Below are 16,206 nucleotides of genomic sequence, written 5' to 3'. Positions count from 1 at the left end.
ACGCGGGGCGTCCACGTCCGCCTCCTCAACACCGCTGACGGCAGCGGACGTTCGAGGCGGCCGGTTCACAGCGGCGCGGAACGGGGCGGGGTGAGCAGCGCCGCCGGGAAGTCAGGTCGATTCGCGCACCACGAGTTCGTTCGGCATGATCACCGGCCCTGTGGGGCCGCCGTCGATCAGGCCGAGGAGCAGGTGGACGGCTGCGGTCGCCTGGTCGGCCATCGGGCTGCGCACCGAGGTGAGCGCGGGACTGGTGTAGGACGCGGCTTCTATGTCGTCGAAGCCGATGACCGCCACGTCGTCGGGGACACGTCGGCCCGTTCGATGGAGGGTGCGCAGGGCGCCGATCGCCATCAGGTCGTTGGCCGCGAACACCGCGTCGAGATCGGGATCGTCCTCCAGGAGTTGCCGCATGGCTTCGGCGCCGGAGGCTCTGGTGAATTCCCCCAGTGCCACGATGGAGCGACGGCCGGTGTCACGCAGCGTCCGACGGTAGCCGTCGAGACGCTCACGCGACTCGTACAGTTCGAGTGGCCCGGTGATGGTGGCGATCCGGCGCCGACCGCGCTCCAGAAGATGACGCACCGCCAGAGCCGCTCCGCCGGCGTTGTCCAGCGCCACGTACGGGACGTCCTGTGCGGAGGTGCGGTTGAACGACACGACAGGCAGGCCCTGTCGGGCCAGGGCGCCCGGCAGCGGATCCGTACCGTGCAGAGCGACCAGGAGCACGCCGTCCACATGCCCGCCGGCGATGTACTCCACCACTCTGGTCCGGCTCTGATCCGATTCCGCGAGCATGAGCACGAGCCGTTTGCCCGCCTTCTCGAGTTCTCTGCTGACAGCGCGGACCACGGCGGAGAAGAGGGGGTCGTCGGAGACGACTCCTTGAGGCGGGTCGCAGACCACCACGGCGAGCGTGTCCGTGCGGCGGGTGACGAGATTGCGCGCCGCCCCGTTGGGCACGTAGCCCAACTCCTGCACGGCGCGCATGACGACGTCCCGGATCCGCGGGGCGACCGTCGTCTCGCCGTTGATGACCCGGGAGACGCTCGATTTGGACACGCCCAGCGCCGAGATCACCCGGGCCGTCCTCGACTGGGAAGCCGCCTACGGCACGGCGTTCAGGATCGAGGTGTCGAGCGACGCGCAGAACTGGACAGTCGTCCACCAGACGGCCACGGCCACGGGCGGCACTCAGAACCTGACCGTTTCCGGCACCGGCCGCTATGTGCGCATGTACGGAACGCAGCGTGCCACCGCCTACGGCTTCTCGCTGTGGGAGTTCCAGGTGTACGGCACAGCCGGCACGGGCGGTCCCGGCGGCGGCACCGGCACCCTGCTCTCCTACGGCAGGCCGGGCGCGGCGTCCTCCTCCCAGGCCGACGGGAACTGCTGGGAGTGCACACCGGCCAGGGCCTTCGACCGGGACCCGGCCTCCCGTTGGGCCACCAGCGCCACCACGGGATGGACCGATACCGGCTGGATCTCCGTCGACCTCGGCGCGACCGCGCAGATCGACAAGGTCGTTCTGCAATGGGATCCCGCCTACGCCAAGTCCTTCCAGATCCAGGTCTCGCCGAACGGGACCGACTGGACGCCGATCTACTAGACGACCGCCGGCACGGGCTTCAAACAGACCCTCGCGGTCTCCGGCACCGGCCGCTACGTGCGCATGTACGGGACACAGCGCGCCACCCCTTACGGCTTCTCGCTGTGGGAGTTCCAGGTCTACGGCAGCGGCGGCGCCCCGATACCGGCTCCGCCCCTGCCGAGTGACCCCGCCAACCCGCCGCGGCTGGTGTGGGGCGACGACTTCGACGGCGCGCGGGCGCCAGGCCCGACGCCTCGAAGTGGCGGCCCGACCCGGGCACCGGGCCCAACAACGAGCTGGAGTACCACACCGACAACCGCAACGCGGCCCTGGACGGGGCCGGACACCTGGTGAGGGAGGCACGCAAGGAGGTCACCGCCGGATCGTCGTGCCCGCGTGACCCGTTGAGCGGCAGCACCACCTGTCAGTACACCTCGGCGCGGATGACCACCGGCGCGACGTTCCAGTTCACCTACGGGCGCGTCGAAGCACGCATCAAGGTGCCCAAGGGCAACGGTCTGTGGCCCGCGTTCTGGATGATGGGCGCCGACTTCCTGACGGGCCGGCCGTGGCCGTACAACGGCGAGATCGACATCGTGGAGGTCCTCGGCAAGGACGTGAAGACCGCCTACTCGACCGTCCACGCGCCCGCCTGCAACGGCGGAGGCGGAATCGGCGCGCCGTACACACTGCCCGGGAACGCCGACTTCTCCGACGACTTCCACACCTGGGCCGCCGACTGGAACAGCAGAGGCATCACCTACAGCCTGGACGGCCGGACGGTCTTCTCCATCGACAGAGACCAGGTGGAGCAGACGCGCGGGCCGTGGATCTTCGACCACCCGCACTACATGATCCTCAACCTGGCGGTCGGAGGTGACTGGCCGGGCCCGACGGACGCCGGCACCCCCTTCCCGTCCAGGATGCTCGTCGACTACGTGCGGGTCTATCAGTAGCCCGCCCCCGGTCGTCCGGCGTTCGCGAACTTCCCGGGCCGCTCCGCCCGCTCCCTCGGGGCGGCCCGGGACACCCCCGCACCAGGCCGCAGGCACCGGCCGCCGCGCTCCCCGTCGCTCCGCTCCGGCAAGAAGAAGGCCCGTCACCCCCGATGTCCGTGAGGAAGTGAGATGCGTAGAAATCCCGCACATCTGTACACACTGTTGGTGAATCTCTTGGTGGTCGTGCTGGCCGCCGCCCTGAGCCTGACCGTCTCGACCCAGCAGGCGCAGGCCGCGTCAGTCACCGTCCAGGCCGAGTCCTACGCGGCGCAGTCGGGTGTCGCGTTGGAGGCGACCTCGGACACCGGAGGCGGGAAGAACGCCTCGTATCTCGCCGACGGCGACTGGATGCGCTTCGACAACGTCGACCTCGGCGCGGCCGGCCGGCTGACGGTGTCGGCCCGGATCGCTTCCGCCGTCGGCTCGGGAACGCTGGAGTTGCGCACCGCGGGCCTGACCGGACCGCTGCTCGCGGTCATGCCGATCTCACCGACCGGCGGTTGGCAGAACTGGGCGACGAGGACCACCCAGGTCACCACGCACCCCACCGGCTCCCAGACGGTGTTCGCCGTGCTGCGTGGCACGACACCCGGTGACTTCGTCAACATCAACTGGTTCTCCTTCGTCGGCGAGGGGGACAGTGCGGCGGCTGGGTGGGTCCCCGTCGACCAGGCCAAGTGGAACGCTCAGTTGGCGCAGTTCCGCGCGATGACGCCGGCCGCGGTGCCCGCCGGTGTGGTCCGGGTTCCGGAGTTCAACGCCACCTGCACCTACAGCCACTCCAAGCCGGACGACCCCATCGTCCTTCCGGGCCTTCCCGGCGCGTCCCACATGCACAGCTTCTTCGGTAACAAGAGCACCGACGCGTTCTCCACGACCGAGTCGCTGCTGGCCAACGCGCCGACCAGTTGCACCCCTGCCAACGACCTCTCGGCGTACTGGATTCCGACCCTCTACGAGAACGACAGGGCCGTCGAACCCGAGGGCATGATCGTCTACTACGGCTCCCGGCTCCCCGACCCCTCAGCGACTGTGCCCTTCCCGCAGGGATTTCGCATGATCGCGGGTGACGCCAGGGCGCAGACGCCCACCCCGGCAGGATCGCCGGGGCAGTTCTGGTGCGCCGGCGAGGGCGGCGAGACCGGCAGAAGTGCCGACGGCAACTGGCCGGTCTGCGCCCCGAAGGCCCACCTCACCCACCAACTCGTCTTCCCCGACTGCTGGGACGGCAAGAACCTCGACTCTCCCGACCACACGTCGCACGTGGCGTTCACCTACGACGGCAAGTGCAGCGGCGCCCACCCCGTCGCCATCCCCAGCCTCTCGTTCGTCACCAGCTACCCGACCAGCGGCAGCGCCCAGGGCTTCCGGCTGGCGTCGGGCATGCCCTCGTCCATCCACGGTGACTTCTTCAACGCCTGGGACAACGCCGCTCTCGGACATCGCGTGAAGGACTGCATCACCCAGAAGGCCAAGTGCAACTCCGCAGGCACGTTCTGACCTCAGGGCCGGCATGCGCCGTGGTCATGGCGCTGCCGGCTGTCGGCTGCATCGCGCAGCCGACAGCCGGCACGTCGCCCGCGCCGCCTGGATCCTCTTGACGCCGGAGACGGGGCAAGGACCGTGCCAGATCGACGGTCGCGGCCTGGCTCGCAGGACGGAAGACGGACCCGGCGGGCTCGGCGTTGGAGTCCGTGCGGCGTGGCCGGCCAGCGCCCCCCAGAGCCTGGTCCGACAGTCGGCGCACGCCGTGTCGTGGCCCTGCCGGAATGGGGAGTGGCGCTCAGCGCGAGCCGAACCGCCGGCCGGGGCGTACGGGGTCCACGACCCCGACGTCCTCTTCGTCCGATCGCGCCGAGACCTGCACGTGGCATTCGCGCTTGCCCCGTCGCTCCGCCCGTTTGCCGCGAGGAGGTCCGCGGCGGCGGCCGGGGTGGCGGATCCGGTGGTTGGAGAGCGGCTCAGTCCGGACGCTCTTCCGGGTCGGTGTGGGCGGGCAGGCCGCGCGCGGCTCTCTCGGCGGCCGACCGAACCTTGTCGGCACTGACGCCCGCGGCTGCCGCGTGTTCCGCGAAAGCGTTCTCGGCCACAGCCGCCGCTTCCACCCACGGTCGCCAGTCCTCCGGCGACGAACCACGCGCCCGGGCCTCCTCCGCGGCCGCGTTCAACGTCCGCTGAAGGGCGATCAGTGATTCCGGCACTCCGCATTCGTTGGTCACGGGGGCATCGTAGGTGGCGGGGATCTTGGTACGGCTGCCACGCCGCTCGTGCCTTCACCGTCTTGACGCAATGGGGGCGATCCCGACATCGGTCGGGATCGCCCCCACATGTGCGCCCCGCCTCCGCGGGTATGGCCTCGTTCAGCGCCCTGCCGCTGCCAGGTCCTTCGGTGTGCGGGGGTGCATGGGCGAGGCGGCGGGCAGGGGGGAGCTCACGCGCTTCTGCCGGGCGATCTGCGTGAGCTCGGCGCGGCCGAACAGGAGGGCGTAGCCCGGCGGCAGTTGGGTGAGCACGCGGCTGAGGACATCACTACCGGCGAGGCGACCGACGAGGGTGAGAACGGTGCTGGAGTCCCAGCGGGTGGTGGCGGTGGTGCCGCCGGTGCGCGCGGCCAGTTCCTTCACGAACTCCTGGCCGCTGAGGGGCTCGGCCGGCGCGGCGGCGCTGAGGAGACGAGCGGCTTCGGCGGGCAACCGGGCGGCGAGGGAGGAGCGTTCGCCGCCGACGAGTTGCGTACCGAGGGCGGTGAGAACGCCGGTCACCGACTCCTCGGCGCGCTCACGGGTGGGATACGCGCCGTCGTAGCGCACCGTCTCAAGCATCCGCTCGAACGTCATGACCTTCGATGGACCTGTTGTGGTCTGGGCGTGCATGGGCAGGTGCCCTCCTCGTCGTGGGGTGTTCTCGCCAACAAGGCAGACAGAGCCAGCTGTTCCGCGCCTTTGCGGATGTCCTGTCGTCCTCCGGTCCTGACGGGCCGGGGCCTCGGCAATGGGCGAGGAGTCGCGCTCGCGTACCCGATCGTGCGGGCCATGAGATTCTCGGTGTCCCATCGAATCCAGCAGCGCCAATGCCGCCACGACTAGTGCCCAGGCTCTCGCGGTCCATGCCTGAGAACGCTGGAAAATCTGCCGCGCGGCGAATGGAAGCGGAGTTCGAGCCAATTCCGGCGCCCGCTCGCCTGTTATACGCCGCCGTGCCGGGTATCTGGGCCGGCGCCACGGATGTGCGCCCGAGTCGACCGTATCCGGTCCGGCCGCCCCGGGCCCGCGAGCCCGGCCCGATCGGCAAGAAACCTCCTAGACCTCCGGAAGGGAGGGGTCGGGTGTCCAGGGCGACGGTGCGGTGACCGCCCAGCGTTCGTGGTCGCGCCAGGCCCCGTTGATGTAGAGGTAGGCGGGCGACAGACCTTCGTAACGGAAGCCCAGTCGCTCGACCAGGGCCAGGGACGCCTTGTTCGACGGCTGGATGTTCGCCTCCAGCCGGTGGAGCCGCAGGTCTTCGAAGGCGTGCCGCAGGGCGACGGTGAGCCCCTCGGTCATATAACCCCGCCCCGCGGACGGGGCGAAAGCCGCGTAGCCGAGGGACGCGCCCTGGTAACGGCCCCGGATGATCGAGTTGATGTTGACCATGCCGGCGGCCGTACCGGTCTCCTGAACGCGGATCACATAGCCACGGTTCGTGCCGTCTTCGAAGCGGCGCATCCAGTCCTGGAACGCCTCCGCGGTCGCGGGCAGCTGCATCGTCGCACTGTGCAGCTCGGCGCTGGCCCTCACGAGCGAGCAGAACTCATCCTGGTCGGCGAGGGTGAGCGGGCTCAGTTCGACCCGTGACGGTGTATTGGGCATGGGCCAATGTTAGGACCCGGTCGCACGGCGCCCGGTCGTCGCCCTCGCCGTGGCCCGTTCGAGGGCCATTGCACCGCGGCGGGTGGTCGACTCGCTCGGCGATCCGCCGCCGGAGGAGACCGTCACCCAGGTGCTGAGCGATCCGCTCGGCGTCCGGCCGGGGCCCTGTGTGGTGCTCGCCGACCTGGCCGTCCTGCCCTCCGCCGGCGACTCCCCGGACTCCACGGCATCCCGTCCACCCGTGGACGGTCCCGATCCCCGGCCGCGCTGACGCCGCAGCAGTCAGGAGAGTCATGTCATCGTCATCGAACCACGCCGACGACCTCGCCTTCGTCGTCCGGTCCGTCGCCCGGACCGCGGTGGACAACGAGAAGGCCTTCGGCGACCTCGACGCCGTCTCGGGTGACGGGGATTTCGGGTACTCGCTCGCCCGCGGTTTCGAGATCGTGCTCGGCGACTGGGACACCCTCGTCTCGGACGCGCCGGCCGAGACCCTGAAGAAGGTCGCCCTGGTGATCTCCAAGCGGGTGGGCGGTACGTCGGGGCCGCTCTGGGGCACCACCTTCCTGCGGGCCGCCGGGGCCGTGAAGGACCGGCCGGAGCTGAACGCCGCGGATGCGGTGGCCATGCTGCGGGCCGCCGCCGAGGGGATCAAGGCACGGGGCAGGTCCGACCTCGGGGACAAGACGCTGCTGGACGCGCTGATTCCGATGACCGACGCCCTGGAGCGGCGGCTGGCCGACGGTGGACCGGCGGCCGATGGTGCGGAACTCGCCGCCCTGGCGGCCACGACCGCGCGCGCAGCGGCCGACGCGACGACACCCATGCGGGCCAGACGCGGCCGCCAGAGCTACGCCGGCGAGCGCAGCATCGGCTCGCCCGACCCGGGCGCGGTGGCCGTCGCGGTCATGGCGGAGCGCGTCGCGGCCGAGTGGGAGGCGCGCGACTGACGGCGGACACCGGGTCCGGGCGCCCGGACCCACTCCCGACTCCCGGACCCGGGATCGGCAGATCAGGAGGAGTGCGGCATGAAGAAGTTCGTCAACGACCCGAAGGACTACGTCGCGCAGATGCTGGAGGGCCTGGCCCTGGCCAACCCCGACACGCTGCGGTACGTGCCCGAGTACAACCTGATCATGCGTGCCGACGCCCCGCGCGAGAACAAGGTCGCCATCGTGCAGGGATCCGGATCCGGTCATGAGCCGGCGCACGTGATGAGCGTCGGCAAGGGGATGCTCGACGCCGCCTGCCCCGGCGACGTCTTCGCCGCACCACCCGCCGACTTCGTCTACGAGACGGTCAAGCTGGTCGCCTCCCCGAAGGGCGTGCTGCTGCTGGTCAACAACTACACCGGGGACCGGATGGCGTTCGAGATGGCCGAGGAGTTGTCGCAGGCCGACGGGGTCACCGTCCGTACCCTCTTCATCGACGACGACGTGGCCGTACAGGACTCGACGTACACCGTCGGCCGGCGCGGGGTCGCCGGCAACTTCTTCGTGATGAAGGCCGTCGGCGCGGCGGCCGAGCGGGGCGCGGACCTCGACGAGCTGTACCGGATCGGCGAGAAGGTCAACTCCGTCACCCGCACCATGGGTATGGCGCTCACGGCCTGCACACCGCCGGCCAAGGGCTCGCCGCTGTTCGACCTGCCCGACGACGCCGTCGAGATGGGCGTGGGCATCCACGGCGAACCGGGCCGCAAGCGCGAGAAGCTCCAGTCGGCGGACGCCATGGTGGGCGAACTCGTCAGCGCGGTCGTGGACGACCTGCCCTTCTCCTCCGGTGACCGCGTCGCACTGATGGCGAACGGCCTCGGCGGCACACCGATCGGTGAGCTGTACCTGGTGTACGGCCTGGCCCACAAGCAGCTGCCCGAGCGCGGCATCACGGTCGGACGCAGTTACGTGGGCGAGTACTGCACCTCGCTCGACATGGCCGGCGCGTCGGTGACCCTGGTGCGGCTGGACGACGAGATCTTCGACCTGCTCACCGACTTCGCCGAGACCCCGATCCGGGTGTTCTGACAAGCCCTGGGAGCGGTGGGTGTCAGCAGCGGGCGCGGAGAGTCTCCACACCGTCGCCTTCGAGATCGTCGCAGTACGGCGCGCGCCCGGTCATGGCCATGATCAGGGCGACGGTGCTGCCGGACACGAGTCGCCCGGAACCGGCCGTGAACGGCCCGTCGTCCGCGACGAGTCGAAGCCCGCCGATACGGCCCTTGGCCAGGACCACCTGATCCGTACCCCGGTAGTACTCGGCCACCGGCGTGAGCGTACTGATCGGATAGGGGCGGCGGATACCGAGCGGGCGCCGGATGTCCTCCCCGTGCACGATCGTCTCGCCGAGCAGGGCGATGGCGGGGACGGGGGGCTTGGTCGTGCTCGGGACCGAGTGCCGGAACCTGTCCAGCGTCTCGGCGGGACCCGAACCCAGGTGCTCGGCCAGCCGCATGGCCACCATCTTGTCGAAGTCGAACCGGCAGCGGATCACACCAGCCAGCCAGCGCACGGCGTTGAGGTTCGCCGACGCGGTGAGGTGCGCCAGTACCTCGCGCACCGTCAACTCGGTACAGAGGGACGTCGTCGCCCACCGTGCGTCGGTCAACCCGGCGAGATCGGCCGCCAGCGCCTCCCGCTCGGTGTGTATCAAGGGCCAGACATCGGTCTTCCGGCCGGATTCCGCTGTCGGTTCCGGGTCGATCATGGGAGAGGCTCCTGTCACGGGTCGCGTCCTGTGCCGCACCGGAGCCAGAACGGAGTTCAGGTCGGGCGTGCAGGAAGAAGACTCCCGACCTGAAGCGGAATCATCGCTCGTGACCGAGCTTTTTTCCACGTTCTGAAAGACCCACGTCCTGAGAGCCACATCCCGAAGAACCGCGCCCGGAGAAGCAGCGCCCGTCGGCCCTCACGCGGCCAGGAGATCCGCCAGCCTGTCGCGCACACCGTCCCTGTCACCCAACGGGGCCGCCACCAGCCTCTCCCGCCGGCTCGGGTCCCGGGACAGCACGTGCAGCCGCCCCTCGTTACGGGCCAGGACCAGATCGGTGCTGGCGCCCGCCGTCTCGGCCGATCCGACCGCGGTGTACTCGGTGACGGTGACCAGCGCGGAACGCTCCGACCCGGTGAGCAAGGCATCGGCGTCGATCGACGGGTCGGTGTCCGCCGACGGGCCGCGGGGCAGCCACTCGGTCAGCGTACGGAGTGCCTCGTCGAGCTTGTACAGACCGATCTGGTGCACGCCGAGCGCGTCGATGCGGACCATCAGACAGATCTTCTCCGGTTGGGGGAGCAGCAGGATCCGCCACGGCTCGCCCGGGGCAGTCCCGGTCGTTCGGGCGTCGAGCACCTTCCTGGCCCGCTGCTGGAACGCGACGGCGATGCCCAGGTCTCCCCGCACCTGGACCTCCTCGCCCGAGGAGCCCGCGAGGAGGAGTTCGCGTGCGGCCAGCGAGCGGACGGCCTCGGCGAGTTCGTCGTCCGACGGCCGGGCCTCCAGGAAGTCCACGATCGCGTCCACGGCGGTGAGTTCGGCGATGGTGTACGCGCCGAGCAGTACCGGCCCGGTGTTCACCAGGTCCACCACGGCCGTGACCAGCCCCTGGGGGACGGATGCCTCGCCCGGCCCCGGCTGCGCCGCCGTAGGAGTACCGCGCTGCTCGTCGTTCATGCCGTACCTCCTGCCGGTGCCGTCCATCCGTCCGCGGAAGGCGCCGCGCGACTCTCACGCAGAACCGCGGCGGCGGTACTGGACGGGGTCTGCGTCACCCAGACGTCGGAGTTGCCGAACAGGCCCCGGCCGCCCCTCCCGGACAGCGCCTGGCCCAGCTCACCGGCCAGATCGGGCCGGTCCGGCGGCGGGAACCGGTCCGCGAGCTGCTGGGACACGGCGGTGACGTCGTCGTTCGCCTCGATCCGGCGCAGCGCCTGCGTCAGTGACCGCGAGATCGGCGGCGACAGGGATGTGGGAACAGCCAGAACCGGCGAGAGATACAGCGGGCGCCGCTCGGTCATCCGCGACAGCCCCCAGGGCCCGACATTGCTGTCGGTGAACTTGTACACCACGTAGTCCATGAGATGCCGCAGATCGCTGGGACGGGGCAGCTTGGGCCCGCCGAACGCGGCCGGGGTCTTCTCCAACTGCACCCAGGTGCCCTGTGCGGTGCGGCCGTGCAGCTTCTCCCGTACGACGTGTCCACGCATCCCGATGTCGGGGTAGACCGCCTTGTCGATGTCGCGGTGGTGGCTGGACAGCCTCGGATGGCTGCCCTTGGCGAACCGCCAGCTCTCGTACAGCTGCGGATCGTCCACCAGCACATGGCCGCCGCGCAGTACGTCCCGCAACTGCGGTACCTGCAGCCCGTGCGCTTCGAGATCGGCGAGGATCACCGCTTCCTCGGGGCTGAGCCTCTCGGCGGCCTGGACCAGTCCCTTTCGGTACGATCCGGCCCGCGCGGTGATCTCGATCATGAGCCGCACCCTGGTGCGTACCCGCTCGGCGCGGCCGGTGTCGGAAGCCTTGCCCGGCCGCTCGGCGAGTGTCTTGACGAACGCCGGCGTGTGCTTGCGCTTCATCTCGTCAGTACAGCACGACAAACGGACACCCGCAGGGGCTGGCCACCGGGCCGGACTTTGCCATTCCTTTGCAACCCGGTCCGTCGGTGGCTCGTCTCTCCTCCCGATCACTGGCCCCGCCCGCCGAGTCCCCGGGCAGGCGGACGACGAAAGAGAGCGACTCATGCGCCGAACCGTCCTCAGTGCCATGGCACTCGCGAGCACCGCCGTGCTGGCGGGCGCGGTGCCCGCGTTCGCCGACGACGCGACCCCCAGCGCCGTCCCCAGCACCCGCCCGCCCGCCGACGCCGCCCCCTCGGAGGCGCCCTCCGCGGCCCCCGCCCCGGCCGAGAGCGCCGAACCGACCCGGGCGCCGGCGGCCCCGGGCCAGGTCGACGTCGTACCGAAGGGGGCGCCCGACACCGGAGTGGCCCCGCTCTCCGCCGGGTCCGGGACCGACGGCGCGCTGATCGGCACGGGGGCCGCCGCTCTCGCCGTGGGCGGTGCGGCGTTCGTCGTCGTACGCCGTCGGCGGGCGACCGGGGCGTGAGGTCGCCCTCCAGGCGCGCCTTCACCGCCGCCGCGCTGGCCTCGCTGCTCGTCGGCTGTGGCGGCAACGAGTCCGGCCGGACCGCGACCGCGGACCGCTCGGGCGGTACACCACCGTCCGAGCGGCCCGCCACGGAGGCGAACGGGGCGAAGGTGAACGGGGCGAAGCCACTGGCGCGTTCGGTCCCGGTCGGACTGCGGATCCCGGCCATCGGGGTCGACACGCCCGTCATTCGGCTCGGGCTGGCCCCGGACGGCAGCATGCAGGTGCCGCCGGTCACGGCCGACGACCGCGCGGGCTGGTACCGGCACTCGCCCACGCCGGGTCGGATCGGCCCCTCGGTGATCACCGGCCATGTCACGGTCGGCGCCCACGGCGACGGGGTCTTCAGGCACCTGGCGCGGCTGCGCCGGGGCGACCGCGTCACGGTGCGCCTGGAGAACGGCACGGCGGCGGTGTTCGCCGTCGACGCCGTACGGAAGGTGGCAAAGGCGGACTTCCCGGCGGACGACGTGTACGGCGACGTGGACCGTCCTGAGCTGCGGCTCATCACCTGCGGCGGCCCCCGTACCGATGACGGCTACCTCGGCAACGTGATCGTCTTCGCCACGCTGACCGCCACGAGTCGCTGACCCCACCACACCGGAGCCCGGACCGGCGGAACCCGCGCCCCCGGTCCGGGCTCCTTCCCCACGAGCCCCCAAGCCCACCCAGAACCCCCACACCCGCGGTCACGACCATGGAGAGCGTTGAAACGGTCCCGCGACAAGGCAGCGTCCGACCTGTTCGCCGCCCTCTACCCGCGCCTCGCCGGCTGGTGCCGCCGTCTCGTCGACGACGACGAGACGGCCCACGAGATCGCCTCGGAGGCGTTCACCCGGCTCTGGGCCCGGTGGACATCCGTGCAGGAGCCCCGCGGCTTCCTCTACGTCACCGCGGCCAATCTCGTCCGGGACCACTGGCGCAAACTGGAGCGCGAACGCAAGGCGATACGGCGTGTCACCTCCGAAGCCGCGGTCAGGCCGTACACCGAGCAGGCCGACCCCTCGGTACGGCTGCTCGTGCAGTCGCTGCCCGAACGACTGCGCGTCCCGATCCTGTTGCACTACTACGCTGACATGCCGATCCGGGAGGTGTCCGAACTGACCGGGCGGAAGGAAGGAACCGTCAAGGCCGACCTCCACGCGGCCCGCGAACTGCTCCGCGCCCACTTGAGGAGAAGCCTTGACCACACGTCCTGACGAAGGGCCGGAGTTCGGGCCCGACGATCCCCTCGCCGTCCTGCTGCGGCCCACCTCCGACCGCCTCGTCCCACCCCCGCACCGGTACGAGGCGATCCGCCGGAGCGCCACCCGTCGTCGGCTGCTGCGCACCGCGGCCGGGGTCGGTCTGTCGTGCGCCGCCGCCGCGCTCGTCGCGCTGCCCCTCCATCTCGCGACGACGTCCGGCACGCCCGCCTCCCCGACGGCGCCGCTCGCCCCGCCGCCCCCGGGCAACTCGTCGCTCGTGCCCACCGAGCCGCCGTCCTCCGTTCCCGTCAGCCCCCGCCCGTCCGAGCGGAGAGAGCCGGAAGGCACACCCACACCGACGGGCCGGGCTCCCTCGGACGTCCCCAGCCGCATGCCGATGGCGACTCCCAGCCAGGGCCCGAGCCAGGATCCCGGCCGGGACGCCGTCGAGCCCCCCGCCGCCCCCGACAGCGGAGGGCCCCCACAGCCGTGACGCCCGTGCCGCGACGGGGCGGTCAGCGCCCCTTCACCCCGCTCACCTCGTCGGGGGACCGCGGAAGCCGCGCCGAGGCCGGCCGCTCGCCGGACTCGTGCTGTGTGTGAGGGGAGGGGAGGGGAGGGGAGGGCGTACCCGCCGGGACGCTGACCGACCGGGTCGTCGATGAGGTCTGGCGGCTCCGGCGTGCCTGACGAGCCGACGCGCCCGAAGCGCGGGCGTCCGCCCGAGACGTCCGTTCAGGCTTCGCGCAGGAGTGCGCGGGTCTCTTTGTCGATCTGGCGTGCTTCCCCCGTGGACACGACGATCACCGGCACCGTCGCTTCCGGCGGGCTGACCAGTCGGGCGGCCACGTCGTCGTCGGACGGTGGCACCAGCAGACCGCCCGTGACGCCGAGGACGCCGAGCCCGGCACAGATCTCCTCACGCACCTCCGGCTGGTCCTGGCCGATCTCGCCGGTGAGGACCAGCGCGTCGAGACGGTCCAGGGACGCCGCCATCGCGGCGATGCCGCGGCGGCAGTGGTGGGTGAAGACGTCCAGCGCCAGAGCGGCCCGCTCGTCGCCGGCCGCGCGGTCGCGCACCAGGTCACGGGTGTCGCCGGAGGTTCCGGACAGGGCCAGCAGGCCCGAACGGTGGTTGAGCGCCTCCTCGATGTCCTGCGCGGACAGGCCGTGCCGGGTCTGGAGCCACGTCAGGGCGCCCGGATCGACGGCGCCGCTGCGACGGCTCATCACGAGGCCGTCCAGCGGGGTGAAACCCATGGTGGTGTCGACGCTCGTGCCGTCACGCACGGCGCACGCCGAACTGCCGCCGCCCAGATGGGCGATGACGATCCGCAGGCTCCCGGGCCGCCGCCGGAGCAGTTCGGCGGTGCTGCTCAGTGCCCACGCGTAGGACAGACCGTGGAAGCCGTAGCGTCGTACGCCGTACTCGCCGCGCCAGGTCTCGGGCACGGCGAACTCACGGGCCGCCGTGGGCAGTCCGGCGTGGAAGACGGTGTCGAAGCAGGCGACGTGCGGCACGTTGGGCAGCAGCTCACGGGCCGCGTCGAGTACGAGCAGGGCCGGCGGGACATGGGAGGGAGCCAGGTCCGCCGTGAGCTGAAGGGTGTCCCGGACCTGGTCGTCGACCAGGGTGTGCTGCCGCAGATCCGGGCCGCCGTGCACGATCCGGTGTCCCACCGCCATCGGCGCCGGCGCGTACCGGAGCAGATCACGGAGCTGCCCGGACATGTTGTCGCCGGGCGCGGAGGCGTTGTCGTACGAGGCGAGGGCCGTGCCGTCGTTCGCGAAGACGGTCAGGTGCAGGCTGGACGAGCCCGCGTCCGCCACCAGCACCGGGTCACGTTCGTGACTGGCCACGACAGCCCTTCCTCTCAGCTCCCCCGTTCGGCGGACAGGGCCCGAACGGCGGTGTCGACGCGGGCCCCGCGCGGCAACCACGCACGGGCGCTCTGACGTCGGCATCGGGCGTCGCCCGCAGCCTCAGGGTGAGTCCGGGCCCGCCTTCCGGCAAGTTTGGGGAGCCGCCATTCGGCTACCCATGGAGGCGACCAGTACGAGCGGCCGGTGCGAGTGGCCGGTACGCGCGACCCGTGCGGGCGGCCGGTACGAGTGAGCGGTACGAGCAGCCGTACGAGCGACCCGTACGGACGGGGCGACCGGCCCACGACCGCGCAGGCAGGAGAGGCACCATGCGTATCGGGATCATCGGAGCGGGCCGCATCGGCTCGACGCTCGCCCGGCACTTCGCCGGCATCGGCCACGAGGTCGCCCTCGCGAACTCGCGCGGCCCGGAGACGCTCGCGGAGCTGGTCGCGGGGATCGACGGCCCCATCCGGGCGGTCACCGCCGAGGAGGCGGCCCGGTTCGGCCAGGTGGTCGTCGTGTCGATCCCGTACGGGCACCTGCGCGACCTGCCCCTGAGCGAGCTGCGTGACAAGGTCGTGATCGACACCGGCAACTACTACCCGGAACGCGACGGTCACGACCCCGAACTGGACGACGACTCCACCACCTCCAGCGAGAACGTACGGGCTGCGACGGACTCCAACCTGGTCAAGGCGTTCAACTCCATCTACTGGGAGACCCTGCGCGACCGGGGCCGCCCCAAGGGCGATCCGGCGCGCCTGGCCATTCCCATCTCCGGCGACGACGAGGAGGCCGTGGCCGTCGTGGCGGGTCTGATCCGCGACATCGGCTTCGACCCGGTGAACGCGGGCCACCTCGGCGGGGGAGGACGCAAGCACCAGCCGGGAAGCCCCGTCTACGGCGTGGAGCTGTCGGCCGGTGAGCTGGACGCACGGCTGCACAGCGCCTGAGACGCCGCCTCCGGAGCCGGGGTGGCCCCCGGCCGGCTCCCCGCCGACCCCCTTCGGAGCAGTACCGTGTGTGACAGAGGAGGGAGTAACGCATGAGTACGGACACGGCTACGGAGAAGGCGGTCCTCGCGGGCGGCTGCTTCTGGGGTATGCAGGATCTGATTCGCGGTCTGCCGGGGGTGATCTCGACCAGGGTCGGTTACACGGGTGGGGACGTCGCGAACGCGACGTACCGCAGTCACGGGACGCACGCCGAGGGCATCGAGATCGTCTTCGACCCCGAGAAGACCAGCTACCGCCAGATTCTGGAGTACTTCTTCCAGATCCACGACCCCACGACGCTCAACCGTCAGGGCAACGACATCGGCCTCAGCTACCGGTCGGCCATCTACTACATCGGTGACGAGCAGAAGCGGGTCGCCGAGGACACCATCGCCGACGTCGAGGCCTCGGGCCTCTGGCCGGGGAAGGTCGTCACCGAGGTGGCCGAGGCGGGCGATTTCTGGGAGGCGGAGCCCGAGCACCAGGACTATCTGGTCCGCTATCCCGACGGATACACCTGTCACTTCCTGCGGCCGGGCTGGAAGCTTCCCGCCCGCAGCGAGCGATGACGCGCCTTCC

The 16,206-nt window shown here is 71.0% G+C and carries 17 protein-coding genes and 2 pseudogenes; 11 read left to right on the top strand and 8 right to left on the bottom strand.

Features of this window, described 5'->3' with window-relative positions; translation table 11 throughout:
• Window positions 1–111 precede the first annotated feature (111 nt).
• Window positions 112–1,080 (bottom strand): LacI family DNA-binding transcriptional regulator, encoded by a 969-nt coding sequence (locus SSPS47_RS01970; RefSeq protein ID WP_164248186.1) that lies wholly within the window; start codon window positions 1,078–1,080, stop codon window positions 112–114.
• On the opposite strand from SSPS47_RS01970, the pseudogene SSPS47_RS01965 reads away from it, so the two are divergent.
• Window positions 1,076–2,547: pseudogene (locus tag SSPS47_RS01965) on the top strand (discoidin domain-containing protein); the annotation flags it as partial. The gene SSPS47_RS01970 and the pseudogene SSPS47_RS01965 sit on opposite strands and share 5 nt — an antisense overlap.
• A gap of 207 nt (window positions 2,548–2,754) precedes the next feature.
• Window positions 2,755–4,089: a DUF1996 domain-containing protein gene (locus SSPS47_RS01960; RefSeq protein ID WP_239064735.1), complete on the top strand. Its 1,335-nt coding sequence runs from the start codon at window positions 2,755–2,757 to the stop codon at window positions 4,087–4,089.
• A 461-nt stretch (window positions 4,090–4,550) separates the two neighbouring features.
• Here SSPS47_RS01960 and SSPS47_RS01955 read toward each other — a convergent pair whose 3' ends face one another.
• From SSPS47_RS01955 to SSPS47_RS01945, 3 genes and pseudogenes are all read right to left on the bottom strand, one after another.
• The gene (locus tag SSPS47_RS01955) at window positions 4,551–4,808 is read right to left on the bottom strand and encodes a hypothetical protein (protein WP_164248180.1); all 258 of its coding nucleotides are present in this window, start codon (window positions 4,806–4,808) and stop codon (window positions 4,551–4,553) included.
• Window positions 4,809–5,036: 228 nt separating this feature from the next.
• Window positions 5,037–5,426, bottom strand: a pseudogene (locus SSPS47_RS01950) (DUF2267 domain-containing protein); the annotation flags it as partial.
• A gap of 462 nt (window positions 5,427–5,888) precedes the next feature.
• Window positions 5,889–6,437, bottom strand: a complete 549-nt coding sequence (locus SSPS47_RS01945) for a GNAT family N-acetyltransferase (RefSeq protein ID WP_164248177.1) — start codon at window positions 6,435–6,437, stop codon at window positions 5,889–5,891.
• A gap of 82 nt (window positions 6,438–6,519) precedes the next feature.
• Here SSPS47_RS01945 and SSPS47_RS01940 point away from each other — a divergent pair, with 82 nt between their 5' ends.
• From SSPS47_RS01940 to dhaK, 3 genes are all read left to right on the top strand, one after another.
• Entirely contained in the window at window positions 6,520–6,708 is a 189-nt protein-coding gene (locus tag SSPS47_RS01940; RefSeq protein WP_164248174.1) for a hypothetical protein, read from the top strand.
• Window positions 6,709–6,730: 22 nt separating this feature from the next.
• Entirely contained in the window at window positions 6,731–7,387 is a 657-nt protein-coding gene (gene dhaL / locus SSPS47_RS01935; protein WP_164248171.1) for a dihydroxyacetone kinase subunit DhaL, read from the top strand.
• A 78-nt stretch (window positions 7,388–7,465) separates the two neighbouring features.
• Window positions 7,466–8,461, top strand: a complete 996-nt coding sequence (dhaK, locus tag SSPS47_RS01930; protein ID WP_164248168.1) for a dihydroxyacetone kinase subunit DhaK — start codon at window positions 7,466–7,468, stop codon at window positions 8,459–8,461.
• 22 nt (window positions 8,462–8,483) lie between these two features.
• On the opposite strand, the gene SSPS47_RS01925 is transcribed toward dhaK, so the two are convergent.
• From SSPS47_RS01925 to SSPS47_RS01915, 3 genes are all read right to left on the bottom strand, one after another.
• A complete protein-coding gene (locus tag SSPS47_RS01925) occupies window positions 8,484–9,140 on the bottom strand; it encodes a maleylpyruvate isomerase family mycothiol-dependent enzyme (RefSeq protein ID WP_164248165.1) in 657 nt (218 codons plus the stop codon).
• 201 nt (window positions 9,141–9,341) lie between these two features.
• Window positions 9,342–10,103 (bottom strand): hypothetical protein, encoded by a 762-nt coding sequence (locus SSPS47_RS01920; protein WP_164248163.1) that lies wholly within the window; start codon window positions 10,101–10,103, stop codon window positions 9,342–9,344.
• On the bottom strand, window positions 10,100–11,008 hold the full coding sequence (locus SSPS47_RS01915; protein ID WP_164248160.1) for a hypothetical protein: 909 nt from the start codon (window positions 11,006–11,008) through the stop codon (window positions 10,100–10,102). Before SSPS47_RS01915 ends, SSPS47_RS01920 begins: the two co-directional genes overlap by 4 nt.
• Window positions 11,009–11,171: 163 nt before the next feature.
• Between SSPS47_RS01915 and SSPS47_RS01910 the strand changes: the two genes are divergently transcribed.
• The 4 genes from SSPS47_RS01910 to SSPS47_RS01895 all read left to right on the top strand — a co-directional run bounded on the left by SSPS47_RS01910 (window position 11,172) and on the right by SSPS47_RS01895 (window position 13,259).
• Complete coding sequence (locus tag SSPS47_RS01910; RefSeq protein ID WP_164248158.1) at window positions 11,172–11,537, top strand: Tat pathway signal sequence domain protein; 366 nt, start codon at window positions 11,172–11,174, stop codon at window positions 11,535–11,537.
• A complete protein-coding gene (locus SSPS47_RS01905; RefSeq protein ID WP_164248155.1) occupies window positions 11,534–12,169 on the top strand; it encodes a class F sortase in 636 nt (211 codons plus the stop codon). The genes SSPS47_RS01910 and SSPS47_RS01905 overlap by 4 nt, the downstream gene beginning before the upstream one ends.
• 117 nt (window positions 12,170–12,286) lie before the next feature.
• Window positions 12,287–12,778 (top strand): RNA polymerase sigma factor, encoded by a 492-nt coding sequence (locus tag SSPS47_RS01900; protein WP_164248152.1) that lies wholly within the window; start codon window positions 12,287–12,289, stop codon window positions 12,776–12,778.
• On the top strand, window positions 12,762–13,259 hold the full coding sequence (locus SSPS47_RS01895; RefSeq protein WP_164248149.1) for a hypothetical protein: 498 nt from the start codon (window positions 12,762–12,764) through the stop codon (window positions 13,257–13,259). The genes SSPS47_RS01900 and SSPS47_RS01895 overlap by 17 nt, the downstream gene beginning before the upstream one ends.
• A 242-nt stretch (window positions 13,260–13,501) precedes the next feature.
• Here SSPS47_RS01895 and SSPS47_RS01890 read toward each other — a convergent pair whose 3' ends face one another.
• On the bottom strand, window positions 13,502–14,626 hold the full coding sequence (locus SSPS47_RS01890) for an acetate/propionate family kinase (protein WP_239064734.1): 1,125 nt from the start codon (window positions 14,624–14,626) through the stop codon (window positions 13,502–13,504).
• Between the two features lie 332 nt (window positions 14,627–14,958).
• On the opposite strand from SSPS47_RS01890, the gene SSPS47_RS01885 reads away from it, so the two are divergent.
• Window positions 14,959–15,585 carry an NAD(P)-binding domain-containing protein gene (locus SSPS47_RS01885; protein WP_164248143.1) on the top strand — a complete coding sequence of 209 codons (627 nt, stop codon included), beginning with the start codon at window positions 14,959–14,961 and terminating at the stop codon, window positions 15,583–15,585.
• 92 nt (window positions 15,586–15,677) lie between these two features.
• The gene (gene msrA / locus SSPS47_RS01880; protein WP_164248140.1) at window positions 15,678–16,196 is read left to right on the top strand and encodes a peptide-methionine (S)-S-oxide reductase MsrA; all 519 of its coding nucleotides are present in this window, start codon (window positions 15,678–15,680) and stop codon (window positions 16,194–16,196) included.
• Window positions 16,197–16,206 lie beyond the last annotated feature (10 nt).

The organism is Streptomyces sp. S4.7 (assembly GCF_010384365.1).
Lineage (GTDB): Bacteria > Actinomycetota > Actinomycetes > Streptomycetales > Streptomycetaceae > Streptomyces.
This window is presented reverse-complemented; position numbering and strand designations above follow the sequence as displayed.